Source organism: Streptomyces shaanxiensis, from assembly GCF_039537145.1.
GTDB classification, from domain to species: domain Bacteria; phylum Actinomycetota; class Actinomycetes; order Streptomycetales; family Streptomycetaceae; genus Streptomyces; species Streptomyces shaanxiensis.
Genome location: NZ_BAAAZY010000010.1, coordinates 1 through 23,102 on the forward strand (window position 1 = coordinate 1; position 23,102 = coordinate 23,102).

Genomic DNA, 23,102 nt, shown 5'->3' on the forward strand with positions numbered 1-23,102 from the left:
CGCACTGCCCGGCCGTGCGCACGACCTCACCGCGGCCCGCACCCACCGGATCATCCGGATCTGTGAGCGCCAGGGCGTCCCGGTGCTCGCCGACCGTGCCTATATGGGAGCCGGCTCATGGGTGACGACGGCCCTCAGACGCCCGCCGGGCCGTGACCTCACACCCACCCAACAGACCGTTAACCGTGCGCTGTCTGCGGCACGGGCACCGGTCGAGCGTGGCATCGCACGACTGAAGTCATGGCGGATCTTCCGCAGAGCCCGGTGCAGCCCGAATCGAATGACGTCAATCGCCGCCGCCGTCCTCACCCTGGAGCGCCAACGCTGAAAGAGCTCACTTATCCCCGCGATGGGTAGGGCTGGTGACCTAGCCCCGCAGCCTCAGCTTCGAGTTCGTCTCTGAACGGATGCAAGAGCATGGTGAGCTGCCCACTCTGCCCCGGTGAGTGCACAGGGATCACCGTGCCGTTCGTACGGCTTGAGAAGCCCTGCCTTGACCATCCGGTTCCGCTGCCAGGCGGTGCGGTTCTCCCAATTGGCTTCCCCAGGCCCGACCTTCGTGGTCTGGTCGTGGAGTCTGAAGAGCGAAGGCGGGACTGCCGGGGGACGAAGCTGCTGTTCTCGTGAAGTCCACGCGCCTGGGGTGCCAGCATGAGCGTCTGCGCCCTGCAGATGTGATGAACGGAAGGCAAGGTCGGATGGTGTCCAGCGGTAGCGAGGTCGGCAGGTATGTCTACTGGTCCGACCGGGCGATCCAACGGGTTGCCGAGGAGAACGGAATCGAACTCGCGGGGCGAAGGACCTGGACAGTTGGCCTGTCCGTGCCCGGTCTCCAGAGTAGCTTTGGGCAACAGGCGCGCGTCACCCGGAACCGGTTTGAGGAGGCGCGCAGGGTTAAGCGGCACATCGGTACCGCCGCCGTTGAAGATCTCGACACGGAGCCCCCAGCTTCCTACATCACAGGTGTTGGCAAGGTCGAATTCGCGGAGTTCGCTGCGTGGCACGCCCAGGGCGGCGTTGTCATGCATGTCCAACTTCGCAGCGCGAACGGTCGGCGGGTCGATCTCTGCCTCTTCGGTAGCAAGGACAATCTCCGCGGCTTCGGGCCTAGCGACGGCTTCGACAACGGCTGGACGTCCTCGGCGGCGCCGGCAATCGAGGAGCTCCTGCGAAGCCGGGGGACGCAGAACACTTCCCAGTGGGACGACGAGCAAGCGCGATCCGTGGAGGCCTTGAAGATCGCCCTGGACCAGGGTTTCTCAAGCACCAGCGGCGAGCATGTGGGCAGACCAGAGACACGCGGCTTCACCATCGGCCACGCCGGCGACTGCGAATTCTTCGCCGAGATCTACACCGATGTCGTGCTCGACCCTGCCCGGTGGCGCCTTGAGGGCGAATCGGCGGGAGCTGAGCGCATCATGGTCGGCAGACCGATGTGGATCCGCACTCAGAGCCCAGACGCGGTGGTGCGCTATGCCGAACTCCGCAACGGCTCAGGCTGGTCCCGCCACCGCTGGCTACGACCGCTGCGCTTCCTGTCGCGACGTCGTCGTGCTGTGATCGGTCCGCCAGCTGCGGTGCCCACGGCTCTTGAGACACCGGAGCCTAGTACGGCTGGGGCGGCTCGTCGGCGCAGGTTCACGCAGGCCCGGGACTGATACCCACGGCCGCGCTCCACCAGCGAACTCGCGCGTATTGGGGGCGTTGTCACGTCTCGCCAGTGACCGTGGTGCGATAGCTGCAGACTCGCAGCGCTGGCCTGTTGTGGAGGGCGAGCCCGTTCGAGCCGGCCAGGTGGGCTGACAATCGCCTTAGGAGTTCGATCACTCCCCGGTACCGCTGGGGAGCCGCCCGGCCGTCCTGGCGATGCCCGACCGCCTAGGATTGCTGACGTCCCGAGCCGTTGATGTCACTCGTGGATGTCAGAACGGCGCAGCCGCGTGGGCTCGCTGGCACGATGGTTTCGTGGTGGATCTGGAGCAAATCACTGCAGAGCTGGGACCGACAGCCCGGCATGCACCGTCACAGGTCGAACAGACTCTCCTGGAAGTTCTCGACGACATCCCGTCGCGGATAGAAGAGGCCCAGCAGCAGAAAAGTCTTGGGACGGGCCGCGACGTTTCCGACGAAGCAGTGCACGGCCTTCTCCGGAGTGACCATCCGGTCGAACCAGCGCTCGCGCAGCTTCTCCTCCACGTCGTCCTTCCCGTACTGACGAAGGAATTTACGGTACGACTCGCCCGCCTCCCAGTCCCTCAGCCCCATGTCGTGACCACCGCACACCTGATCCGCACATCGGAAGCTGTACCGGAACTCAAGCGGCACCCATTCCAGTTGGCGAAGGTCCTGGGCAAGTAGATCCAACTGATCTGCTAGGGCCGCCTTAGAAGCAGGCCAGGGCTCGGCAGGAGCGAAGCGGAAGCCATTGAACTCCGCTGGGCGGAAGACGCCGAGCGACGTACCCCGCGTTTCCTGGTCCCGCCTTATGGAGCACAGGGACGGCGCCACGAGGGGTCGAACATGCGAAAAGCGTTCGCGCCAGCCGTCCGCCGTGCCGAGACGCTCGATGACCTTGAGAGACTGCAGATTAGGGCGCAAGCTCTCGGGGCGGCGGTCCCCATGGTGCCGCTGCACGTCGACCTCGACGATCGAGTACTTGGCGAACTGGCTTTCTTCGCTCAGCAACCGAAAGGGAACCGGGAAGAGCCGCACATGCTGGGGTGCCCCCTGGTCGAGCCGTACGCCAGCCACGCAACTCGTCTCGTGGTACTTCGTCGACAGTTCCGGATAGGTCTTGACCGTGATCATGATCCGTGCCCGCTGCCACTTTCCCGATCCCATGGTTGCCCCCTCCAGTGAATCTCCCGATCCGATTGGAAAAGAGGCATGCGGCACCGGCAAGGGCGCGTACGGAGATAAGGGATGAAGTCAGGCCAGGGGAGTTACAGGCACCGCGGCCCGCTTGCGGACCATGTCCAGAACGATCTTCCGGTGGCAGCGGCTCTCGTCCTTCTCGAAGCACAGCACCGCGACCCGGGACTGCCGGGCATGCTCCGCGAGACGCTCAAGATCGGTCTGTGCGTCCTCGGACCGCAGCACTCCACGAAACCGGGCCCGGCCCACGTCGAGGCGGCCGTCCCAGAACGGTGCCCGGTTGTCCTTGGGATTTCCCAGGCTCCGTAGGTGCGTGTATTCGATGCCGGCCTCGGCAAGTGCTTCCCCGAGGCGGGTCTTGCTGAAGCCCTTCTTGCGGCTGATCGGCGTAAGCCGTACGTCCGCCACGACCTCGATACGACTGTCGCGGAGCGAGGTCACGAAGGAGTCGATGTCTCGGCCTTCGTACCCAGCGGACCAGAGGCCGGGAGTCACCTTGCTCTCCCGGAAGAGCTCGTCGAGGGAGACCGCAAGAGCCTCGGCAACCGCTCCAACGGTGAAGAAGCTTGGCTGAATCGCTCCCTCGCTCTCCAGACGGGCCAGCGTTCCGACGGCGATGCAAGCCTCCTTGGCGAGCCGCTCCCGCGTCCACCCGCGGGCCTCCCGCAACGCTCGAACCCGCTGGGCGAGGGCACATGCGTGGTTATTGGGACGCGCTGAGTGATGGCCTGCCATGGTCGTGATCCTAATGGGCTTTGAGGCGGCTGGGCATCGTGTGCTCCTGGTCAGTTACAGGGCAGGATTCGCGAGGGCCCTGACCTGGTAGTTCATTGTCAAGATGGCGGTTTTGAGGCACGGCCTCTTCACCCCGAGGCAACTTGGGTGACTCCTTCGGCCCTGGGCCGGTGCGCCTCTCGCCTCGCCCGGTCACGTCGACGGTTCCCTCCGGGCATCGCGCAGCAGAGACCTAGACGTCCCATAGCAGTGCCTTCTTGCGCAGAGGATGAGCACCTAGTCAATTAATCGTTGACCGCCCAGCCGTTACGGGGGCGTCTACCTGCGAGGCTGACTGACGTGTCCGCCTATAGAGCAGGATAATTTTCTCTTGATCCGTAAGAGGCTGAAGGGGTATTGGCATGATTAATGCGTCGGTGCTTCATTTATCTGCCAACGGGGGTGAAATGCTTCCGACATTCAATGCCGGGCGTGCGCGGATAGCTCAGTTGGTGCGCAGCTTAGACCTCGGCCTCTTCGTTCAAATCTGCTTGCTGATTTTCTGCTCGCAGTTTGTTCTCCTGAGCAGATCACAGCAATCTCAGGCGGTCTCCTCGCGCTACGGCAAATTTCTGGAAAAAGGGGAGATGCTCCTAGAGATCTGAATCCTCCGCCAGTTCCTCAGGTAGATCGCGCTCAAGTTGAAGGTGACGGAACATGAGCAGGAGGTTTTCCCTGTGGTTCTCGTGTCGGTGCTGTGCGTCTATGACGTATCCGAGGCGCTTCTTGCGGCGCCGATTCATGTGCTCCTGCTCGGCTTTTCCTCGGCCGCCAACGATTCGGATGAAGCGCTGTTCGGCTGCCTGCCTGCTGCTCATGGCCATCGAGTCGGCTATGTCCTTGAAAGGGATCCCTCGCCGCCTCGCCTCGCGCAGCGGCTGCTCCTCTGATGATTCAACAAGGACTTTCAGTTCGGTGACCATGGTCAGGCCATCCAGCACGTCTTGACGAGTTCGCCGTAACCCGGCTGGCGGGTTTGCCATAATGGCAAGGAAAGCAACTACGTCAATTATGAAATGACGTGCCTCTTTGAAAGCCTGGGTGTGTCGCTCGGATAGGCGAATGCATGCTTGGACCGCATGGTGCGGTAGCCAGACGTAGCGCCCTGGCATTGTGCGACCTTTTCGAGGCATATGTCTACTTCAAAGGGTCGTTGACGCGGACGGGCACCTGAACATTGGTACCATTAGCGCTAGTCCGGTTGCTTTTGGTTTCGGCGTCCATATGAGAGCCAATCAAGAAAGCAAGTAAGCTTGACGTATTGCGTGGCTTCCCACGTCTCATCCTTCAAGTGCTTATGCGTTTCCAAAAAGCTGCGCAGTTCATCGATCGACACGATTTCAGGGTTAAGGTAAACCCCGTAATTCACGACTCCATCCACGCCCTTCTTCTCTAGAAGGTCTGCGATGCCGAGGACTCCCTCTAGGAAGCGGGCAGAGTTTTTCTTATGCCATTCGCCGGTGGAGATACCGCCCTTGCTTTTTTCAGCCATGGTCAGGATTCTCGGATCGATTCCGAGGTCAGTCTTCACGTCGCCGGCCTCGTCCAGTGCGTCGTACTCTGCGAGGTACTTGTAGACGGGAAGGTTCCCCGAGCCCTTCAGTAGGCCCGGAAGTACCTGAGTGACTATGGCGCCCGCGTCGAATTCGGACTTTCCATCCACGACGTCCTCGATGATGTCCCATCTCTTGAGTCCGACGTATCCCTGCGTCCCAATCTTGGCGTGAATTCCGACGCCGAACACCACTTCAATGTCGTCATTTTTCGCCTTGTCGTCGATGTCTGCAACGACGAGCCGGTTGTGTGGATCGTCGCCAAGGACGAGGTCGTAGACTTGCTCCTTGAGTCGACGCAACAGCTTCGCCGGAAATGACCTCTTCAATTCTGAGAGGACCGTGAAGACGTCCACGAAGTCATTAACCGTCACTCTAAGAACAGAGAGAGGGTAATCGTCCATCATGATCGTGTAGGGATCAACTGAAGGCTCAGCGCCCGGTTCCCACTGAACAAAGATTAGGCGGTCTCTCAGGTTCTCAATGTTATCTTGTGTCAAGCACTTAGCGATTGACTGCAAGATCATCGTGACATTCTGATCTCCAAGAGAGTACCCCAGAAAGATCACCGGATGCTCAACGAAGATCGTCATCAGCTTGGCTGCGAGGTAAGCGTTTCTCTCTTCAAAATTGGCATAATCTTTGGCGGTCAAAACAAGGCTGTCGGGAACGGAGTAGCTGCCGTGAATCTTGTAGATCTCTCCGATTCCTTGGGAAGTGGAGAACAGCAAGTCGTCTTGCCCTGTAAAGGTGTGGAAATCAGAGAAGATGGTTTCTAGTAGTGGATCATAGTTCGTGGTAATGATGCCGTCGACTACTGCTCGCTTGAGGAGGTCAATCTCGGTGTTTAGTGGCGCTGCCAGGGCGTCGAGGGGCGGCATGTTTGAGAGATGTTTGGCGATTTCCACCTTCAGGGCTGATTCGACGCCCTGAAGTGAAGAGGACCAGTCTCTCCGGCTTTTTGAAAATTCTTCTTTCTCCCACCAGATTTCGTGAAATACCTCCGCAATTTTTGATGCAACGGTGGGAAGATGTCCTTCAGCACTGGTTTTGTAGAATTCATAGGGGCGAGGGGTGAGGCTTGCGAACCGACGGAGCAGGCCCTCCCAGTCTTCTGTGCCGATGTAGCGTCGAGAGAGGCCCGAACCGACGAACAGAAACGGCGTTGTGAGCCGGTGCAAGTGGGCGGCCAACTTGGCGCGTACTACGGTCATGTGACGCACTGTACGCCGAGCGACACTCATTTGACGGCGGGTCTGTCCAGCTGCTCAGGTCTTGGAACTGATCGTCTGGATGTTGTAAGCGCACGTCTGGCCGCGATCCCGAGTAGGTCGGCGGAGCGGCTTTGGGCTGGAGTTTCAATGACCGAGTCAAGGCCGTGGGGGCGCCCTCATCAGAGCGGGCGGCACCTCGTCTCGGAGGTCGGTTGGTTGTGCCTCAGCCGACGAAAGTCAGCCACGACGGCGGGGCACGCTGACCGATCAGGCGCGCGTGTGCCTCGCTGCACCCCCACCGGCCTCAACCATGCTGCCGGTGTGGCGTCGACCCGGCGTAAGCTGCCCGGGCCGCCTCAGCCAGACACTTTCAGAGCTGGAGCTCTGCGAACACTGGGTTAGCCGCGAGCCTCGGATACTTGACGCTGAGCTGCGTCAGCACGGCCTCTCGAAAGGCCAGCCAGGCGGTCCTGAGATCAACGCGTTCACAGACCGCTTCTGCCGCTGTGTACGTGCACGAGACTCGAACCTTCTCGCCTTCCGGGACGAAGCTGATCAGCTCGGCGTTCTCGGTGAAGCCGATCGTCGTGTGTTCGCCCCGCTCCAAGTGTTCGAGTGCACCCTTCATCGACCACAGGAAGTCGAACACGGGTGTCCACGACCACGGCGGGGTCAGCTCGGCCTCGTCGATCGTGAACGTAAGGTCGGACAGGAAGTAGTACCAGCGCAGGTCAGCACGGCTGGCCGAGGCGAGGTCTACTTCTTCCTGGTGCTCCTGGCCTTGGTCCACATACGGGCCAGTCTGGCGATATTCAATCTTGATCATTGGGCTCCCGTTAACGGTGGCACGACGTGACTTTAATCGTCCGTGACGAGGTCGGCGGAGATTCAACGCTTGAGTCAAGCCGCCTGCGTGGTGGGCGGTATGGGGGCGAAGGCCCTGTTGTCGCGTAGCAGAGCCCACAGCACGCTGGTCCGTCGCCGCGCGAGGGCGATGAAGGCCTGAACGTGTTTGCATCCCTCGCTGCGTTTTCTGAGGTAGTACTCCCGGTTGGGGCCGTCGCCGATGATGCTGGTCTGCGCGGATAGATAGAAGACCCTGCGGAGGCGGCGGCTGTATCGCTTGGGCCGGTGCATGTTGCCCGTGCGGCGGCCGGAGTCGCGTGGGACGGGAACCAGCCCGGCTGCTGAGGCCAGGTGGCCGGCGTCGGTGTATGGCATCTACCTCTCCACGAATTCCACGTGTCCGGTGTGGTTGAAGCCGCCCCGGATTCTCTGGATGTCGGGCAACTTCATCGGTCACCCGCGGCGTTCATGGTCCCGATGGTCCTCGCGCCTCCAGCGCGCCCGGTGTCGGCGGCTGTAGCGACGGTTCCAGCGGTCCTGACGATCCCGGCGGTTCTCGTAGTCCCGGTAGTCCCCGAGATCGGAACCGTCGTCACGGATCCACCCTCCCCCGCGATCGCGGCCGTGCCGGGTGGCGCCGAAGACCAATACGGCTGCGGCCCCCCACCAGAGGGGGTTGATGAAGCCGAGGCCGAACAAGACCACGATCAGGATGAGAAGCAGAACGAACACGGCGGGCCTCCCGGAGCGGAACAAAGCATTACTGCCGGGGGCTGGGGCCTGTACGAACAGCGTAGCCCTCCCTGGAGGTTGCGGATAGCGACCCACGTCAGCGTGCTCCGCCGGGACCGGATGGCCACTTGACATCTGTCCAGGGAGTGCGGCGAGGGCTAGCGTGTGCGGTACGGCCCGAGTCCCCGGCAGCGTCGATCACCTCTCGCGCTCCTTCGAGGGCGCACCTCGTGCATCAGTGCCGGAACCTGCCCCGCCCCCAACGGGCCGCTTCCGCACCCGCCGTCGCCACGCGATCCCGGCGCGGCCTCGATGCGCCCCATGCGGGCACCGCCCATCCGCTGTCCGCCGTGTCGCAAGTACCACCGACAGGCGATACACATGTACGCGCTGATCGTTCCCGCCTCGACCCCCTTCGTCCTGCTCGCCACCGTGATGGCCTTGTCCTGGTGGGAGGACCACATCCTGCCGACGCCGCGGACCGAGCCGGCCGAAGCCCCCGCCGAGCCTCCGTTCCCCCCGGCGGCCCCAGCCGGCTCCCAGAACTCCTCAGTGTCGACACCGCGTTGACAAGGAAGGTTGCCGGGCGTTGACTGACAGCACGGCGTAGGGCTATGCCTCTCCGGATCACTCGGCGACGCATTCCACCTTCCCGCTTCGCCCGGACCCCGCGGAATCAAGGAAATCCCCGCGATCTGGAGGCCCGGCAATGATTCTGTGGATCCTTCTCTTTCTGCTGATCCTGGTGGTGTTCGGGTTCGGCTTCACGATGCAGATCCTGTGGTGGGTCGCCGCCGTACTGCTGGTCGTCTGGATCGTCGGCTTCGCGATGCGCGGGCGCGGCGGTGGCAGGGGCCGGTACAGCCGCAGGTAGTCCGTTCCGGACCTCGATCCTGCCCGCGGGAGCGGCCTGTACGGCGATCACGCGGGAACCCACTCAGCAGGGGGCCGACCATGAGCGTCGGACAGACCATCAGGCACAAGACACAGGCACTCAAGGGCCGGATCACCGAGCGCATCGGCCGGACCACCCGAAACAGGCGACTGCAGCGCGAAGGCAGGACCGACCGGGTCGTCGGAACCCTGAAGCAGTCCGGCGACAAGGCCAAAGACGCCTTCAGGCCGTGACCACAAACGCCCCGGGTGGTGCCCACGTCGCGTGGAGACCACCCGGCAGGCCCGAACGCCCGATCAGCCGACAGGAATTGACGGCAATGAAGCAGACCAACGCGCGAACCGAGAGCCAAAGAAGGCAGCCATGCTCACCGTCGTGATCACCGCCGTGATCGTCATCGTCCTGGCCATCCTCCTCTACACCGGACGTGGACGAGCCCGGGGCAGTGGCGGGCAGGGACTGAAGCGCCGCTTCGGCCCCGAGTACGCCCGCACAGTCGCCGACCACGACGGCGACACCAGGGCCGCCGAACAGGAACTCGGCGCGCGTGTGAAGGAGCACGGCTCCCTCACGGAGCAGCCGCTGTCGCCCGCGGCCCGCGAGCGCTATGTGACGCGATGGGCCGCCGTCCAGGAGCAGTTCGTCGCATCACCTCAGCAGGCCGTCACCGAGGCGGACGCACTGCTGGCGCGCCTGGCAAGGGATCGCGGCTTCCCCGACGGCGAGCGGTTCGAGGAGCAGATCGCCGCCCTCTCCGTCCATCACGCCCACTACGTCCAGGGCTACCGCAGCATGCACGCGGCGGCCCGCGGCCAGAGCGGCACCGAGGAAATGCGGGAGGCCATGGTCGAAGCCCGAAGTCTCTTCGAGGCGCTGGTCACCGAACAGCCGGCCGACCCGCCCCGGCCCTCCGCCCCTGATGGCCAAGGCCACGCGCCATGGCCACTGACCCGACGCAACGCGAAGGGAAGTAGCACCTGATGTCCCACGACGCCGCACACACACCGCGACCCCAGCCTGGGAGCCCGGATCCGACACAGCTCGCCCCGCAGGGACCCCGCACCGAATCCGCTCACGCACCACGTGAGCCCGGCACCAGCACCGACGGCCCCGATCGCGAGCCCGGCCCGGACCTGATCCCGCAGAGTGACCGGGACAAGCTGACCCTGCGCCTCCAGCAGGCCCTGACCACCTTCGTCGACAACCCGCTCCAGGCGGTGGAAGAGGCCGACGCAGTCTTCGACGAGGTCGCCACCCAGTTCACCGACGCCCTCGCGGAACGACGGCGCGTCCTGCGCTCAGGTTGGCAGGCCCCGGACACCGATGTGCAGACCGAGGAACTACGGCTCGCGCTCACGCGGTATCGGGAGATCACCGATCGGCTGCTGTACATGTCAGCGTCTGCCGGTCACTGATCCCGTCGCCTCCGCGGGAAGCACGGCCGCCGCGGTCCGACCGGCGAACACCACGCCGGTCGGACCGCGGCGGCCGTGTTCTGGAACCAGGGGGATCCCACGGCTCGCCGGAATCACAGTCACGGTCGGCAACGGCGTTCGGCACGACCGGCATCACTCGTGCCGCCTTGCGCCCACTCGGCCTGCTTCGCTCGGCGGTCCGAGGACCGCCCTGGCCTCGGACTGTGCGGCGTGCCGCCTGACGAACTGCGGCCCGGAAGGCGGCTACGGTCCGTGACGGTCGGCGCTCCGAGCCACCATCGCAGTGGGCGGGGCTTTCGCATGCCAACGCCTACGATCGCAGGAGGCGCCCCGAACGGTGCGCGGCTCATTCTCCCCAGACACTCCCCAGCGGCCTCGAACGCGTCATCCACGCCTGCGATCGGAGCTGCACATACTCAGGACGGCAGCCCTCCACGGTGATTACTCAGAGCCAGTCCCGCCGCTTGAAGATGACGTACAAACTGGTACAAACAATCCCCATCAGGGTGATGGCAAAGGGGTATCCGAGCACCCAGTGCAACTCCGGCATGTGCTTGAAGTTCATCCCGTAGATCGTCCCGACCAGCGTCGGCGCGAACAGAATGGCCGCCCAAGACGAGATCTTCTTGATCTCCTCGTTCTGCTCGAACCCCGCCTCCGCCAGCGCCCGCATCTCCGCGTTCTGCTGCTGGGTGACCAGCGTCGCGTTGACCGTGAGGATCTCCGTGAGGGCCTGGCGGAAGCCGTCGACGCGCTCGCTGGTGTGGGTGACGTGGTCGGCCACGTCGCGGAGGTAGCGCTGGAGTTCCTCGTCCGTGCCGTACTTGGAGAAGCCCGCCATCAAACCGTGCAGCATGCCGACCAGCGGGCGGGTGGCGCGCTGGAACTCGACCATTTCGCGGGAGAGTTCGTAGATGCGGCGGGAGACCTCGGGGTCGCCGCGGAAGACCTCGGTCTCGATCTCGTCGATGTCGTTCTGGACGCCCACCACCACCGGCTCGTAGCCGTCGACGACCGCGTCCAGTATCGCGTAGAGCACCGCCTCCGGGCCGAGTTTGAGCAGCTCAGGCGTCTCCTCCATGCGCCGGCGCACCGCCGACAGATCGGGGGCCGCGCCATGGCGGACCGTGATCACGAAGTCGGGGCCGACGAACACATGGAGCTCGCCGAAGTCGACCTCCTCGGGCGCGTCGAGATAGCGGGCCGCGCGCAGGACCACGAAGAGCGTGTCGCCGTAGCGCTCCAGCTTGGGCCGCTGGTGTGCCTCCATCGCGTCCTCCACCGCGAGGGGGTGCAGGTCGAACTCTGCGGCCAGGGAGAGGAGCTCCGCCTCCGTGGGGCGGGCCAGGCCGATCCATGCCATGCCGGACGGCTGGTCGCGCAGCTCGCGGTAGGTCTCGGCGAGGGTGGCGGGCGAGGACACGCGCACGCCGTCCCGGTACAGCGCCGCCTGCACGACGCTCGCCACCTCGGAGGAGTCGGGGGTCGCGGAGCGGGCCGGAGGTGCCGGCGGCTGCTCCGGTGGCGACGGGGGAGTGAGGGCTCGGCGCCAGGCGGACTTCATGGGGTTCTTCGAGGCGGGGCGGGCGCGTCGCTCGGACATCGCGGCTGCCTCCCGGTCGGGACGACGAGTATGTGATCTCGGAGCAGGATATACGGGGCGAATCGCATGGGCGGGGCGGGCCCCTCTCTGGATTCCGCGTCTGGATTCCGCGACAGTTGCGGACGGAAGCTGTCCGCAACTCTCGCTAGCGTGCCCGGTATGACGAAGCGCAGCACCAAGAAGACGACGGCCGCAGCGGGCTCTGTGCTCAGCACCCGCGCCCTCAACCGCGCCACCCTCGACCGGCAGCTGCTCCTGCGCCGCTCCCCGCTCTCCGCCCTCGCCGCCGTGGAGCACCTGGTAGGCCTCCAGGCCCAGGAGGTCAAGCCGCCGTACTACGCGCTGGCCGCCCGCCTCGACGGCTTCACGCCCGAGGAACTGTCGGGGCTGCTCGCCGACCGCGCGGCCGTGCGCATCGTCACCATGCGCTCCACGATCCATCTGCACACCGCCGCCGACAGCCTCACCCTGCGCCCGCTGGTGCAGCCCGCCCGGGACCGGGAGATCAACTACTTCCGCAAAGGTCTCGTCGGCGTCGACCTGGACCGGCTCGCCCTGCTCGCCCGCGACCTCGTCGAGGCCGAGCCCCGCACCATGAAGCAGCTCCGCGAGGCCCTCGGCGGCGAGTGGCCCGACGCCGACCCGCAGTCCCTGGCCGTCGCCGCCCGCTGCAAACTTCCTCTCGTCCAGGTCACCCCGCGCGGCATGTGGGGCCGCAGCGCCCAGGTCGCCCTCACCACCGCCGAGCACTGGCTGGGCCGCCCCGCCGAGCCGGCCGCATCAGCCGACGCCACGGTCCTGCGCTATCTGGCCGCTTTCGGGCCGGCCTCGGTGAAGGACATGCAGACCTGGTCCGGTCTGACCCGGATGCGCGAGGCCTTCGAACGGCTCCGCCCCGAGCTGGTCACCTTCCGGGACGAGAAGGGCGTCGAACTCTTCGACCTCCCGGACGCCCCGCGCCCGGACCCGGACACCCCGGCCCCGCCCCGCTTCCTGCCCGAGTTCGACAACCTCCTCCTCTCCCATGCCGACCGCACCCGCGTGATCCCGCCCGCGAACCGCGGCCGCACCTGGCAGGTGAACACGGTCTACTGCCCGCTCCTCGTCGACGGCTTCCTCGTCGGCGTGTGGCGGATCCTCGACGACGCCCTCGTCATCGAGGAGTTCACCGAGCTCACCAAGGGGCAGCGCGCGGAGGTGACCGAGGAGGGGGAGCGGATGCTGCAGGTCCTGCATCCGCAGACGCCGTACGACATCCGGTTCGGGACTGTCATCCCCTAGCCCCTGCTGTTGGTGCCTGCCATCAGTGCGCCCGCCCCAGCATTCGCTGGCAGTCGTCCCGCCCCGGAGACCCTGCCATCAGGCAGTCGGTCACTCCGCCCGCCCCGTCACCGCGACCGTCACGCCGAGCCCGATCATCGTGCACCCGCCCGCGCCGCCTATCAGCGACAGTCTGCGGTCGGAGCGGGCGAACCAGGAGCGGGCCGCCGACGCGGTCAGGCCCCACAGGGTGTCCGTGACCAGGCCGATGGTGATCGGGACCAGGCCCAACAGGAGCATCTGCAGCGGGACATGGCCCGCCGAGTGGTCCACGAACTGGGGGAGTACGGCAGCGAAGAACACCACGCCCTTGGGGTTGGTGACACCGACGAGGGCGCCGTCGAGGACCGTACGGAGATCACCGCGGGCCGGCCCCGGCGGCCGGGCCTGTATTGCCGCCGCCTTCAGTTCCTTGCGGTGCCGGAACGCCTGCACGCCCAGGTAGACCAGGTAGGCCGCGCCGGCCAGCTTCACCGCCAGATAGATCGCCACGGACCGCTCCACCAGCGAGCCGATCCCCACCGCGACCGCGACCACCAGCAGATACGAGCCGAAGACATTGCCGAGGGCGGTCGCCACGGCGGTGCGACGGCCGTGCGCCAGGGCGCGGCCGATGACGAACAGGACGCTCGGCCCCGGAATCACGATCACCAACACCGACATCGCCGCGAAGGCGAGCAGACGGTCTGCGGACACCATGCCCATCACCCCCATCCGGCAGCCATTCAAACAGGTGCCACTGACAACCGACATAGAACGGTGACCGGCAAGGGGTGCTGAACATGGATAGGGGGCGTTGCGGGCCGCTCGTGGAGGCCCGCAACGCCCCCTGGTCATTCACCTGAGGTGTGCTCAGGAGACCTTCTGGGCGCCGATCCCGGCTACGACTGGACCTGTTCGGTCACCTCGTCCGAGAAGGTGGTCAGCCGGGTGTAGACACCCGGGTAACCGGCCTGGGCGCAGCCCTCGCCCCAGGAAACTATCCCTGCCAGGACGCCCCCGATGAGCAGGGGACCGCCGCTGTCGCCCTGGCAGGTGTCAACGCCGCCGGAGGTGTATCCGGCGCAAACCATGTCGGACTGGATGAAGTCCGAACCGTACGAGCTGCGGCAGCTGGAGTCGGAGACGGTCGGCACCGTCGCCGTGCGCAGCTGGTTGGAGGAGCTGCCGCCCGAGGAGGTGGTGCCCCAGCCGACGATGCGGGCGGTGGTGCCGGCCGCGTACACGCCCGTGTCCGAGGAGTCGACGTACGAGGCCGTCGTGTACGGCATCGAGGTCGAGAGGGTCAGCACGGCCACGTCGTTGCCCTCGGTGGCGGTCGTGTAGTCGGGGTGGATCCAGATGTCGCTGACCCGGCTGACCGTGCCGTTCGTGCCGTTGCGGTAGGTGCGGCCGCCGACGACGCGGACGCTGCTGGTGGTCTCGTCGACCAGACAGTGCGCGGCGGTCACGACCTTGGTCGCGGAGACGAGCGTGCCACCGCAGAACTGGCTCTGCGAGGCGTCCGTGATCTGCATCATGAACGGGTATGCGGACGCCGTTGTCGTCGTGCCGCCCACGATGCGCGAGTCGGCGGCCTCAGCGGTGGGGGCGCTGAGCAGTGCGGCCGCGGCGGCGGCAGCGGTCGCCGTGACGACGGCGGTCTTTCTGGCACGGGTGAGCCCGAACATGAGTCTCCTCATTGGGGATTGCCGGTGGGGGGTCGCGCGGGTGTGGGGGGTTGTGCACGGGGGCCGCGGGACCGACCTCCGTGTGCCCGGCGAGCGGCACATCCACAAGGTAGGTCCCGGAAGTTCCCCTTCCCAATGAGGGAACCCCCTAAGGGAGTTGGGCAGGGAAAACCCTCGGTCGTGCCGGATAAACCCGCGCTGACCGACAAGGACGGGTGAACCTACGCCTCACGGTGTGCCGAACGCGCCTCGCCCGGCGCCTCGAATGCGCGGAGCCCAGTGTCCCGTACGCGCCTCGCCCGGCGTCCCGTACGCACCTCGCCCGGCGTCCCGAACGCGCCTCGCCCGGTGTCCTGAACGCACGTATCCCGGCGTCCCGAAAATCAGGTCCTACGACGTCCCGCCGCGAGTCTGACGATGTCGACCCGAGATCGGATCCCCAACTTGCGATAGACCCGGGTAAGTGTCGCTTCGACCGTTTTGACGCTGATGAACAGGCGTGCGGCGATCTCGCGGTTGGTCGCGCCCTCCATGACGAGCGCGGCGACCTGACGCTCCATCGAGGCGAGCCCGTCCAGCCCGTCCAGGCCGTCCGGCGCGGGGGCGGGGGTGGGGGCCGCCTCCGCGGGGCGTGCCTCGGCGGCCGCCTCGACCTGCCGCAGCCAGGGCAGCGCCCGGCAGCGGCGGAACAGCCGGGCCGCCTCGTCGTACGACGTCGGTCCTGGCGCGCCCGTGCGCAGCTGGGCCAGGGCGAACGCCGCCCGGGCCTCCTCCAGGCCGTAGCCCAGCTTGCCGAGCCGGTCCTGTGCCGAGGTCAACTGGGCCATCGCCGCGTCCTGTTCGCCCCGTGCCGCGCGGATCAGCGCCTCGGCGCGGTCGAGGACGGCCAGCACGCTCCCGCGGTCCAGCCGCAGCGCCTGCTCGCGCGTGACGTCGATGACGTCCTGGGCCTCCGCGAACTCGCCGCTGCGCACCAGGGCCTCGGCGAGGTCGCCGTGCCAGCGGCCGCGCGCCGGGTCGGTGATGCCGAGGCCCTGCTCCACCTCGCGCACCCGGCGCAGCGAACGCACCGCCGCCTGTGTGTCCCCCGCCACCAGCTGGGCGTGGCCGAGGGCGGTCAGGGCGCGGGAGACGTACATCTGGTCGCCGTCCTCCTCGGCGTGCTCCACCGCTTCCCGTGCGAGCGCGAGGGCCCGGTCCACCTCCCCGCCCGCGGCCTCGGCGAGCGAGGTGAGCACCGCGGAGGCCACCTCGCCGATCCCGGTGTCGCGGGCCAGCCGCAGGCTCTCGCGGGCCAGGTCGAGGGCGCGCCCGCAGTGGCCGGAGTGCAGCTCGGTCTCGGCGATCCCGCGCAGGAAGTGCACCTCGCTCTCCACCCACCCGTGCCGGCGCACCTCGCGCAGCAGCGCGGTGACCGCCGCACGCGCCTCGGGCAGCTGGTCGCTCATGACCAGCCAGCGGAAGCGGGAGTACCCGGCCCCGTTGTGATGGCAGGCCACCCTCGGGTCCTGGGGCTCCTGCAGCGCACGCCGGATGGTCGCGGGGGCGTCCGGGTGGCCCATGAGGGTCTCGATCTGGGCCCGGAAGGCGAGCGCCATGAGCTCCGTGTACCGGTCGCCCGCCCGCGCGGCCAGCTCCGCCGAGTACGCGGCCTCCTCCCGCGCCTCGTCGAAGTCGCCCTTCACGAGCAGGGCGCGCCAGGTCAGTTGGTAGTGGACCAGGGCGAGCAGCTGCGGGTCGTCGCCCGCGTCGGCCAGTGCCTGCGGGAAGATCGCGTCGACCTCGTTCATCGCATGGCCCGCCGTGTCGATCACGGCGATCCAGGCCCGTACCCGCTCCGCGGGCACGGTCGTACGGGCGAGCACCTCGCGGGCGATGTCCCGGGCGAGGTCCAGCTCGCCCGCGGTGATCGCGTCCTCGACGGCCTGCAGCCGCAGGGCCTCCGGGCTCGGGTCACCGTCCGCCGGGGTGTGCCGGGCGGCGAGCAGGCAGAGCTGGGCGGCGACCGACGGTGCTCCGCGGTCCCGGGCCTGGGTGGCGGCCTCGGCCAGGCGGGCGGCGACCTCCGCGTCGGTGCCGGTGGTGGCGAGGGCCAGGTGCCGGGCGCGTTCGATGGGGTCCGAGGCGGCCGTGGACAGCGCGGCGTGCGCGGCCCGGCGCTCCTGTGCGGGCGCCTCCGCGTAGAGCGCGGCGGAGATCATCGGGTGCGCGAACCGTACGGCGGGACCCTCGGGCTCGGTCGCCAGCAGTCCGAGCCCGGCGGCCTGGGCGGTCTCCGCCTCGGCGTTGTCACGGCCGGCCGCGTGCAGCAGGGCAAGGGTGGGGCGGGCGCCGGCGCTCGCGACCAGGAGGGTGCGGCGGGCCTCCTCCGACAGCATCTCCAGGCGGTTCAGCACCAGGGCACGCAGCGAGGTGGGCACGGGCAGGGGTTCGCCGGGGCGGGGCGGGGTGGGGTTCTCGGCGAGGGCGCGGCCCAGTTCGAGGGCGAACAGGGCGTTGCCGCCACTGGTGCGGTGGATGTCTCGGACCGTGGATCTGGGCAGGCCGGTGAAGCCGCGGTGGTCCAGCAGGACGGACATCTGGGCGCGGGAGAGGGGGCCCAGCCGTACGGCGAGGGTGTCCGGTGGGGACGCGCGTAGATGGCGGTCGTACTCCTGGCCATCGGTCCGCACCGCGCACAGCATCCGCACCGGGGTGTCCCCGAGGCGGCGGGCGGCGAAGCCGAGGAGTTCGGCGCTGGCCGGGTCGAGCCACTGGAGGTCGTCGGCGACGACGAGGACGGGACCGGTGTCGGCGAGGGCGCGCAGGGCGGACAGCACGGCCAGGCGCAGGGCGAGGCCGTCGCGCTGGAGGGTGGACTCGCCGCGGCCGGTGAGTGCCGACTCCAGGGCGGTGAGCTGGGCGGCGGGGAGCCGGTCGGACACCTCGTCGAGGACCAGGCCGAGGAGGTCGGCGAGGGCCAGGAAGGGCAGATGGGATTCGGACTCGGTGGGCGAGCAGCGCAACACGGTGCGTGCCGCCCCGCCGTAATCCGCGGCCAATGCCCGCAGAACGGTCGACTTCCCAATTCCGGCAGGCCCGTGAAGCAGCACGCTGCCGCCCCGTCCGAGCTGCTCACGCGCCGCGCTGAACAGCTCCTCCCTGCCGATGACCTGGTCGGGGCGGCAGCTGGCAGGCTCCTTGAAGTCCCGTCGCACGGTCACCGCTCCCCTCCGTGTGTCGTGTTCGGGCCAATATTAGGCAACGGATCTTTGAAATTCGGACCGAAGACATGGTGAGGCAAATAACAACGGGGGAGCATGGAGAAATTCAAGGCTCGGGTGAATGAATGTTGCTCGTCGGAGCCGGGCGGCCGGAGGGCGGGCCACCTGCGGCCCTGCGCCTATCGGCGGCGGGCGACTGCGGCCCCTGAGCATCAGCAGGCGTACGGCCCGGCGGCCCTACGGCAGCAGCCCCGCCCGGCGTGCCGCGGCCACGGTCTCACCGCGGGTGTGCGTGCCCAGTTTGCGCATGGCCGAGCGCAGATAGCCCTTGACCGTCTCCGCCCGCAGCCCCAGCCGCTCGGCCGTGGCCGCGTTCGTCGCGCCGGCGGCCACACATGCCAGCACGTCCAGTTCTCGGGGCGCCAGCTGCACGTCGCTGCGCTGGGGCCCGTCCGTCAGCAGGCCGCAGGCGGCGAGGAGCTCCGCGCGCAGGGCGGGGTCGCCGATGCGCGGGGCCAGCGCCCGCAGCGCGGTGTGGGCCTCGCGGACCTGCTCCCACGTGGCGCCCCGGTCGGACGGCACCGTCTGCGGACGCGCCGTCTCCTCCAGCAGCCCGCGCGCCGCGTCCCGCACCACCAGCGCCTGCTCCACGTCCCGCGCCGCGTCCACGGCCGCCGTCAGCGTGCGGTCGCCCAGCGGCTGGGCCGTGCGCAGGGCGCCGTACAGGACACCGCGCACCCGGCGGCGTACGACGACCGGGACCGCCACCACCGAGCACAGCCCCTCCGTGGCGACGGCGGCGTCGTACTCGTGGGTGATCTGCCGTGAGGCCGAGTAGTCCGTGACCGCGCAGGGTCGGGCGAGAGCGACGGCCTTGCCACCCAGGCCGTTTCCGGCGGTCACCGCGAGTCTGCTCAGGGAGTCGGTGGCCGTGCCGCTCAGTTCGCTGATGCGCATCCGCCGGTGCCCGGCCTCGACCAGGCCGCCGAACGCGACCGGGAGGCCGGTCGAGCGGCGCAGGCGCACCAGCGCGCTCCTTATCTCCACCGATCCGGCCGCGTTCACTGACACGCTCCCGCCCTTTCACCGCTGTTTCCGGAGCGCACACCCCCGTTCGGGGGTAGTGAGACCCACGTCACGGATTACACGATGGCAGAGAGCCGCCCGGCAAGGTCCGGTATCTAGGAGGACAGATGACCACGGGGACGGAGTCGTTCCGCAGCGCGCGGGACTTCCTGCTTGACCACCGCGAGGACTACGCCACGGCCTACGCGGGCTTCGTCTGGCCCCGGCCGGACCGTTTCAACTGGGCGCTCGACTGGTTCGACGTGATCGCCGCGGGGAACGACCGCCCCGCGCTGCACATCGTCGAGGAGGACGGCAGCGAGGTCCGGCTGTCCTTCGCCGAGATGGCCGAGCGCTCCGACCGCGTCGCGGGCTGGCTGCGGGCGCGGGGCGTGCGGGCCGAGGACCGCGTCCTCGTCATGCTCGGCAACCAGGCCGAGCTGTGGGAGACCGCCCTCGCCGCCATGAAGCTGCGCGCCGTCGTCATCCCGGCCACCCCGCTGCTCGGCCCGGCCGACCTGCGCGACCGGGTGGAGCGCGGACGCGTCCGGCATGTGCTCGTGCGGGCCGAGGACACCGGAAAGTTCGACGAGGTGCCCGGCCGCTACACGCGCATCGTCGTCGGCGGGGAGCGGGCGGGCTGGCAGACGTACGAGGACGCGTACGCGGCGCCCGCCGAGTTCACCCCCGACGGGCCGACCGCGTCCGACGACCCGCTGATGCTCTACTTCACCTCCGGCACCACCGCCCGCCCCAAGCTGGTCGAGCACACCCACACCTCGTACCCGATCGGGCACCTGGCCACCATGTACTGGATCGGCCTCCAGCCTGGCGACGTGCACCTGAACATCTCCTCGCCCGGCTGGGCCAAGCACGCCTGGTCCAACCTCTTCGCGCCGTGGAACGCGGAGGCGACCGTCTTCATCCACAACTACACGCGCTTCGACGCGGCCCGGCTGATGGCGGAGATGGACCGCGCGGGCGTCACCACCTTCTGCGCGCCGCCGACCGTATGGCGCATGCTCATCCAGGCCGACCTGAGCGCGCTGCGCACCCCGCCGCGGGAAGTCGTGGCAGCAGGAGAGCCCCTGAATCCCGAGGTCATCGAGCAGGTCCGGCGGGCCTGGGGCGTGACCATCCGGGACGGCTTCGGGCAGACCGAGACCTCCGTCCAGGTCTCCAACAGCCCCGGCCAGCCCCTGAAGACCGGCTCCATGGGCCGCCCCAGCCCCGGCTTCCGCGTCGAACTCCTCGACCCGGTCTCCGGCGCGCCCGGCGCCGCGGAGGGCGAGATCGCGCTGGACCTGGCCACCCGCCCCGTCGGCGTGATGACCGGCTACCACGGCGACGCCGACCGTACGGCGGAGGCGATGGCCGGCGGCTACTACCGGACCGGCGACATCGGCTCCCGGGACGCCGACGGATACATCACCTACGTGGGGCGGGCCGACGACGTCTTCAAGGCGTCGGACTACAAGATCAGCCCCTTCGAGCTGGAGAGCGCCCTGCTGGAGCACGAGGCGGTGGCCGAGGCGGCCGTCGTGCCCGCGCCGGACGAGCTGCGGCTCGCGGTGCCGAAGGCGTACGTCGTCCTGGCGGAGGGCTGGGAGCCGGGTCCCGACACGGCCAAGGTGCTCTTCGAGCACTCGCGGGAGGTCCTGGCGCCGTACAAGCGCGTGCGCCGCCTGGAGTTCGCCCCGCTACCCAAGACCGTCTCCGGCAAGATCCGGCGCATCGAGCTGCGCGAGGCGACGGCGGCGGGCTCGGACGCCGAGTACCGCGAGGAGGACTTCCGGTGACCGCACAGCTGTCGTACACGCACGGCACGAGTGGGACCGTCCTGCTCGGGGACACGATCGGGGCCAACCTGGACCGGGCCGTGGCCGCGTGGCCGGACCGGGAGGCGCTGGTCGACGTTCCGTCCGGAAGGCGCTGGACCTACGCCCGGTTCGCCGCCGACGTCGACGAGCTGGCGTACGCGCTGCTCGCGAGCGGGGTCGGCAAGGGCGACCGGGTGGGCATCTGGGCGGTGAACTGCCCCGAGTGGGTTCTCGTGCAGTACGCCACCGCCCGCATCGGCGCGATCATGGTGAACATCAACCCGGCCTACCGCACCCACGAGGTCGAGTACGTCCTCAACCAGGCCGGCATCTCGCTGCTGTTCGCCTCCCTCAGCCACAAGACGAGCGACTACCGGGCGATGGTCGAGCAAGTGCGGGGCAGGTGCCCGCAGTTGCGGGAGACCGTGTACATCGGGGACCCGAGCTGGGAGGCGCTGATCGCGCGGGGGATCCCTGTCCCGTACGAGGCTCTGTCCTGCGACGACCCGATCAACATCCAGTACACGTCGGGCACGACGGGCTTCCCCAAAGGGGCCACCCTCTCCCACCACAACATCCTCAACAACGGCTACTTCGTGGGCGAGATGATCGCCTACAGCGAGCAGGACCGGGTGTGCATTCCCGTGCCCTTTTACCACTGTTTCGGGATGGTGATGGGCAATTTGGCGGCGACCTCACACGGTGCCTGTATGGTCATCCCGGCCCCCTCCTTCGACCCGAAGGCCACGCTGGAGGCCGTCCAGCAGGAGCGCTGCACGTCGCTCTACGGCGTCCCGACCATGTTCATCGCGGAGCTGAACCACCCGGACTTCGCGACGTACGACCTCTCCTCCCTGCGCACCGGCATCATGGCGGGCTCGCCCTGCCCGGTGGAGGTGATGAAGCGGGTGGTCAGCGAGATGAACATGGCCGAGGTGTCCATCTGCTACGGCATGACGGAGACCTCGCCCGTCTCCACCCAGACCCGGCGCGAGGACGACCTGGAACACCGCACCGGCACGGTCGGCCGAGTGCTGCCGCACATCGAGGTGAAGATCGTCGACCCGGCGACCGGGGTGACCGTGCCGCGCGGCACGGCGGGCGAGCTGTGCACCCGCGGCTACAGCGTGATGCTCGGCTACTGGAACGAGCCCGAGAAGACCGCCGAGGCCGTCGACTCCGGCCGCTGGATGCACACCGGTGACCTCGCGACGATGCGGGAGGACGGCTACGTCGAGATCGTCGGCCGCATCAAGGACATGATCATCCGGGGCGGCGAGAACATCTACCCGCGCGAGATCGAGGAGTTCCTGTACGCGCACCCGAAGATCGCGGACGTCCAGGTCGTCGGGGTCCCGCACGAGCGGTACGGCGAGGAGGTGCTGGCGTGCGTCATCCCGCGCGATCCGGGTGACCCGCTGACGCTGGAGGAGCTGCGGGCCTTCTGCGACGGGCGACTGGCGCACTACAAGGTCCCGAGCGGCCTGCGCATCCTCGACTCGTTCCCGATGACGGTGTCCGGGAAGGTGCGGAAGATCGAGCTGCGGGAGCGGTACGCCACGGGCGGCTAGGTCTGTCCGCCGGACAGGCTCTGGTCGCGGCGCATGCAGGCCCGGGGCCACTGGTCGAGGCCGAGCTCCGCCTCGTGGGAGCGGATCTTCCGTAGTCCGGGGGTGAGCTCGGTCTCCTCGAGGGTTCGGAAGCCCAGCCGTGCGTAGTACGGGGCGTTCCACGGGACCTCGGTGAAGGTGGTCAGGGTGAGGCCGGTCAGGCCCTCGGCGCGGGCGCGGTCGGCGGCGTGCGCGAGGAGGGTGCGGCCCACGCCGCGGCGGGCGGCGTCCGGGTGTACCGAGACCTGCTCGATGTGGAGGGCGCCGTCGACGGGCTCGCAGATCAGGTAGGCCATGGGCCGGTCGCCGTCGGCGCAGGCGACCCAGGCGCGACCCGCCCGGCGGTAGCTCTCCAGGACGTCCAGGGCGGGCGGGTCGTCGTCGGCGATCGCCGCCATGCCGAGGTCGCGGAAGGCGGCGCCCGCCGCGCGTTCGATGTCCTGGAGGGCCGGGAGCTCGTCCGGCGCGGCGGGGCGGATGCGCATGT

22 protein-coding genes and 1 pseudogene are annotated in these 23,102 nt (G+C 67.9%); 11 read left to right on the forward strand and 12 right to left on the reverse strand.

Features of this window, described 5'->3' with window-relative positions:
* Both ABD932_RS14025 and ABD932_RS14030 read left to right on the forward strand, forming a co-directional pair.
* A partial coding sequence (locus ABD932_RS14025) for a transposase family protein (protein ID WP_345012388.1) occupies positions 1 to 328 on the forward strand: 328 nt, incomplete at its 5' end.
* A 295-nt stretch (positions 329 to 623) separates the two neighbouring features.
* A complete protein-coding gene (locus tag ABD932_RS14030) occupies positions 624 to 1,658 on the forward strand; it encodes a hypothetical protein (RefSeq protein ID WP_345012391.1) in 1,035 nt (344 codons plus the stop codon).
* A 364-nt stretch (positions 1,659 to 2,022) separates the two neighbouring features.
* On the opposite strand, the gene ABD932_RS14035 is transcribed toward ABD932_RS14030, so the two are convergent.
* Together ABD932_RS14035 and ABD932_RS14040 are read right to left on the reverse strand one after the other, a co-directional pair.
* Positions 2,023 to 2,841 (reverse strand): hypothetical protein, encoded by an 819-nt coding sequence (locus tag ABD932_RS14035; protein ID WP_345012393.1) that lies wholly within the window; start codon positions 2,839 to 2,841, stop codon positions 2,023 to 2,025.
* An 87-nt stretch (positions 2,842 to 2,928) separates the two neighbouring features.
* Positions 2,929 to 3,609 carry a DUF488 family protein, N3 subclade gene (locus tag ABD932_RS14040; RefSeq protein ID WP_345012395.1) on the reverse strand — a complete coding sequence of 227 codons (681 nt, stop codon included), beginning with the start codon at positions 3,607 to 3,609 and terminating at the stop codon, positions 2,929 to 2,931.
* Positions 3,610 to 4,010: 401 nt separating this feature from the next.
* Here ABD932_RS14040 and ABD932_RS14045 point away from each other — a divergent pair, with 401 nt between their 5' ends.
* Together ABD932_RS14045 and ABD932_RS14050 are read left to right on the forward strand one after the other, a co-directional pair.
* Positions 4,011 to 4,253: a hypothetical protein gene (locus tag ABD932_RS14045; RefSeq protein ID WP_345012397.1), complete on the forward strand. Its 243-nt coding sequence runs from the start codon at positions 4,011 to 4,013 to the stop codon at positions 4,251 to 4,253.
* A 36-nt stretch (positions 4,254 to 4,289) separates the two neighbouring features.
* Entirely contained in the window at positions 4,290 to 4,538 is a 249-nt protein-coding gene (locus tag ABD932_RS14050; RefSeq protein WP_345012399.1) for a hypothetical protein, read from the forward strand.
* A 302-nt stretch (positions 4,539 to 4,840) separates the two neighbouring features.
* On the opposite strand, the gene ABD932_RS14055 is transcribed toward ABD932_RS14050, so the two are convergent.
* The 4 genes and pseudogenes from ABD932_RS14055 to ABD932_RS14070 all read right to left on the reverse strand — a co-directional run bounded on the left by ABD932_RS14055 (position 4,841) and on the right by ABD932_RS14070 (position 7,993).
* The gene (locus ABD932_RS14055; RefSeq protein ID WP_345012401.1) at positions 4,841 to 6,415 is read right to left on the reverse strand and encodes an SIR2 family protein; all 1,575 of its coding nucleotides are present in this window, start codon (positions 6,413 to 6,415) and stop codon (positions 4,841 to 4,843) included.
* 370 nt (positions 6,416 to 6,785) lie between these two features.
* Complete coding sequence (locus ABD932_RS14060; protein ID WP_345012403.1) at positions 6,786 to 7,241, reverse strand: hypothetical protein; 456 nt, start codon at positions 7,239 to 7,241, stop codon at positions 6,786 to 6,788.
* Between the two features lie 74 nt (positions 7,242 to 7,315).
* Positions 7,316 to 7,630: pseudogene (locus ABD932_RS14065) on the reverse strand (transposase); the annotation flags it as partial.
* A gap of 84 nt (positions 7,631 to 7,714) precedes the next feature.
* The gene (locus tag ABD932_RS14070; RefSeq protein WP_345012405.1) at positions 7,715 to 7,993 is read right to left on the reverse strand and encodes a hypothetical protein; all 279 of its coding nucleotides are present in this window, start codon (positions 7,991 to 7,993) and stop codon (positions 7,715 to 7,717) included.
* 709 nt (positions 7,994 to 8,702) lie between these two features.
* Here ABD932_RS14070 and ABD932_RS14075 point away from each other — a divergent pair.
* From ABD932_RS14075 to ABD932_RS14090, 4 genes are all read left to right on the forward strand, one after another.
* Complete coding sequence (locus tag ABD932_RS14075) at positions 8,703 to 8,867, forward strand: hydrophobic protein (RefSeq protein ID WP_345012407.1); 165 nt, start codon at positions 8,703 to 8,705, stop codon at positions 8,865 to 8,867.
* 80 nt (positions 8,868 to 8,947) lie between these two features.
* Entirely contained in the window at positions 8,948 to 9,121 is a 174-nt protein-coding gene (locus ABD932_RS14080; protein WP_345012409.1) for a CsbD family protein, read from the forward strand.
* Between the two features lie 130 nt (positions 9,122 to 9,251).
* Positions 9,252 to 9,869 (forward strand): hypothetical protein, encoded by a 618-nt coding sequence (locus ABD932_RS14085; protein ID WP_345012411.1) that lies wholly within the window; start codon positions 9,252 to 9,254, stop codon positions 9,867 to 9,869.
* Positions 9,869 to 10,303: a hypothetical protein gene (locus ABD932_RS14090; protein WP_345012413.1), complete on the forward strand. Its 435-nt coding sequence runs from the start codon at positions 9,869 to 9,871 to the stop codon at positions 10,301 to 10,303. The genes ABD932_RS14085 and ABD932_RS14090 overlap by 1 nt, the downstream gene beginning before the upstream one ends.
* A gap of 466 nt (positions 10,304 to 10,769) precedes the next feature.
* Here ABD932_RS14090 and ABD932_RS14095 read toward each other — a convergent pair whose 3' ends face one another.
* Positions 10,770 to 11,927 carry a magnesium and cobalt transport protein CorA gene (locus ABD932_RS14095; RefSeq protein ID WP_345012414.1) on the reverse strand — a complete coding sequence of 386 codons (1,158 nt, stop codon included), beginning with the start codon at positions 11,925 to 11,927 and terminating at the stop codon, positions 10,770 to 10,772.
* Positions 11,928 to 12,086: 159 nt separating this feature from the next.
* Here ABD932_RS14095 and ABD932_RS14100 point away from each other — a divergent pair, with 159 nt between their 5' ends.
* Positions 12,087 to 13,208, forward strand: coding sequence for a winged helix DNA-binding domain-containing protein (locus ABD932_RS14100; RefSeq protein ID WP_345012416.1), 1,122 nt, complete (start codon positions 12,087 to 12,089; stop codon positions 13,206 to 13,208).
* 90 nt (positions 13,209 to 13,298) lie between these two features.
* On the opposite strand, the gene ABD932_RS14105 is transcribed toward ABD932_RS14100, so the two are convergent.
* The 4 genes from ABD932_RS14105 to ABD932_RS14120 form a co-directional block, all read right to left on the reverse strand.
* Complete coding sequence (locus ABD932_RS14105) at positions 13,299 to 13,946, reverse strand: LysE family translocator (RefSeq protein WP_345012418.1); 648 nt, start codon at positions 13,944 to 13,946, stop codon at positions 13,299 to 13,301.
* 182 nt (positions 13,947 to 14,128) lie between these two features.
* A complete protein-coding gene (locus tag ABD932_RS14110; RefSeq protein WP_126396089.1) occupies positions 14,129 to 14,917 on the reverse strand; it encodes a S1 family peptidase in 789 nt (262 codons plus the stop codon).
* A 383-nt stretch (positions 14,918 to 15,300) separates the two neighbouring features.
* Positions 15,301 to 18,120, reverse strand: coding sequence for a helix-turn-helix transcriptional regulator (locus ABD932_RS14115; RefSeq protein WP_345012421.1), 2,820 nt, complete (start codon positions 18,118 to 18,120; stop codon positions 15,301 to 15,303).
* Between the two features lie 237 nt (positions 18,121 to 18,357).
* A complete protein-coding gene (locus ABD932_RS14120; protein WP_345012423.1) occupies positions 18,358 to 19,191 on the reverse strand; it encodes a helix-turn-helix transcriptional regulator in 834 nt (277 codons plus the stop codon).
* Positions 19,192 to 19,313: 122 nt separating this feature from the next.
* On the opposite strand from ABD932_RS14120, the gene ABD932_RS14125 reads away from it, so the two are divergent.
* Positions 19,314 to 20,984 carry an AMP-binding protein gene (locus ABD932_RS14125; RefSeq protein ID WP_345012425.1) on the forward strand — a complete coding sequence of 557 codons (1,671 nt, stop codon included), beginning with the start codon at positions 19,314 to 19,316 and terminating at the stop codon, positions 20,982 to 20,984.
* The gene (locus tag ABD932_RS14130) at positions 20,981 to 22,576 is read left to right on the forward strand and encodes an AMP-binding protein (RefSeq protein ID WP_345012427.1); all 1,596 of its coding nucleotides are present in this window, start codon (positions 20,981 to 20,983) and stop codon (positions 22,574 to 22,576) included. Before ABD932_RS14125 ends, ABD932_RS14130 begins: the two co-directional genes overlap by 4 nt.
* On the opposite strand, the gene ABD932_RS14135 is transcribed toward ABD932_RS14130, so the two are convergent.
* The gene (locus tag ABD932_RS14135; RefSeq protein WP_345012429.1) at positions 22,573 to 23,100 is read right to left on the reverse strand and encodes a GNAT family N-acetyltransferase; all 528 of its coding nucleotides are present in this window, start codon (positions 23,098 to 23,100) and stop codon (positions 22,573 to 22,575) included. The two genes, ABD932_RS14130 and ABD932_RS14135, sit on opposite strands and share 4 nt — an antisense overlap.
* Positions 23,101 to 23,102: the final 2 nt, after the last annotated feature.

Bases quoted from the DNA above. Each gene is read 5' to 3' on its own strand.
- ABD932_RS14045 (WP_345012397.1), top strand. From the start codon at position 4,011: ATGATTAATGCGTCGGTGCTTCATTTATCTGCCAACGGGGGTGAAATG.
- ABD932_RS14090 (WP_345012413.1), top strand. From the start codon at position 9,869: ATGTCCCACGACGCCGCACACACACCGCGACCCCAGCCTGGGAGCCCG.
- ABD932_RS14125 (WP_345012425.1), top strand. From the start codon at position 19,314: ATGACCACGGGGACGGAGTCGTTCCGCAGCGCGCGGGACTTCCTGCTT.
- ABD932_RS14040 (WP_345012395.1), bottom strand. From the start codon at position 3,609: ATGGCAGGCCATCACTCAGCGCGTCCCAATAACCACGCATGTGCCCTC.
- ABD932_RS14100 (WP_345012416.1), top strand. From the start codon at position 12,087: ATGACGAAGCGCAGCACCAAGAAGACGACGGCCGCAGCGGGCTCTGTG.
- ABD932_RS14105 (WP_345012418.1), bottom strand. From the start codon at position 13,946: ATGGTGTCCGCAGACCGTCTGCTCGCCTTCGCGGCGATGTCGGTGTTG.
- ABD932_RS14035 (WP_345012393.1), bottom strand. From the start codon at position 2,841: ATGGGATCGGGAAAGTGGCAGCGGGCACGGATCATGATCACGGTCAAG.
- ABD932_RS14095 (WP_345012414.1), bottom strand. From the start codon at position 11,927: ATGTCCGAGCGACGCGCCCGCCCCGCCTCGAAGAACCCCATGAAGTCC.
- ABD932_RS14135 (WP_345012429.1), bottom strand. From the start codon at position 23,100: ATGCGCATCCGCCCCGCCGCGCCGGACGAGCTCCCGGCCCTCCAGGAC.
- ABD932_RS14085 (WP_345012411.1), top strand. From the start codon at position 9,252: ATGCTCACCGTCGTGATCACCGCCGTGATCGTCATCGTCCTGGCCATC.
- ABD932_RS14110 (WP_126396089.1), bottom strand. From the start codon at position 14,917: ATGTTCGGGCTCACCCGTGCCAGAAAGACCGCCGTCGTCACGGCGACC.
- ABD932_RS14075 (WP_345012407.1), top strand. From the start codon at position 8,703: ATGATTCTGTGGATCCTTCTCTTTCTGCTGATCCTGGTGGTGTTCGGG.
- ABD932_RS14055 (WP_345012401.1), bottom strand. From the start codon at position 6,415: ATGACCGTAGTACGCGCCAAGTTGGCCGCCCACTTGCACCGGCTCACA.
- ABD932_RS14080 (WP_345012409.1), top strand. From the start codon at position 8,948: ATGAGCGTCGGACAGACCATCAGGCACAAGACACAGGCACTCAAGGGC.
- ABD932_RS14060 (WP_345012403.1), bottom strand. From the start codon at position 7,241: ATGATCAAGATTGAATATCGCCAGACTGGCCCGTATGTGGACCAAGGC.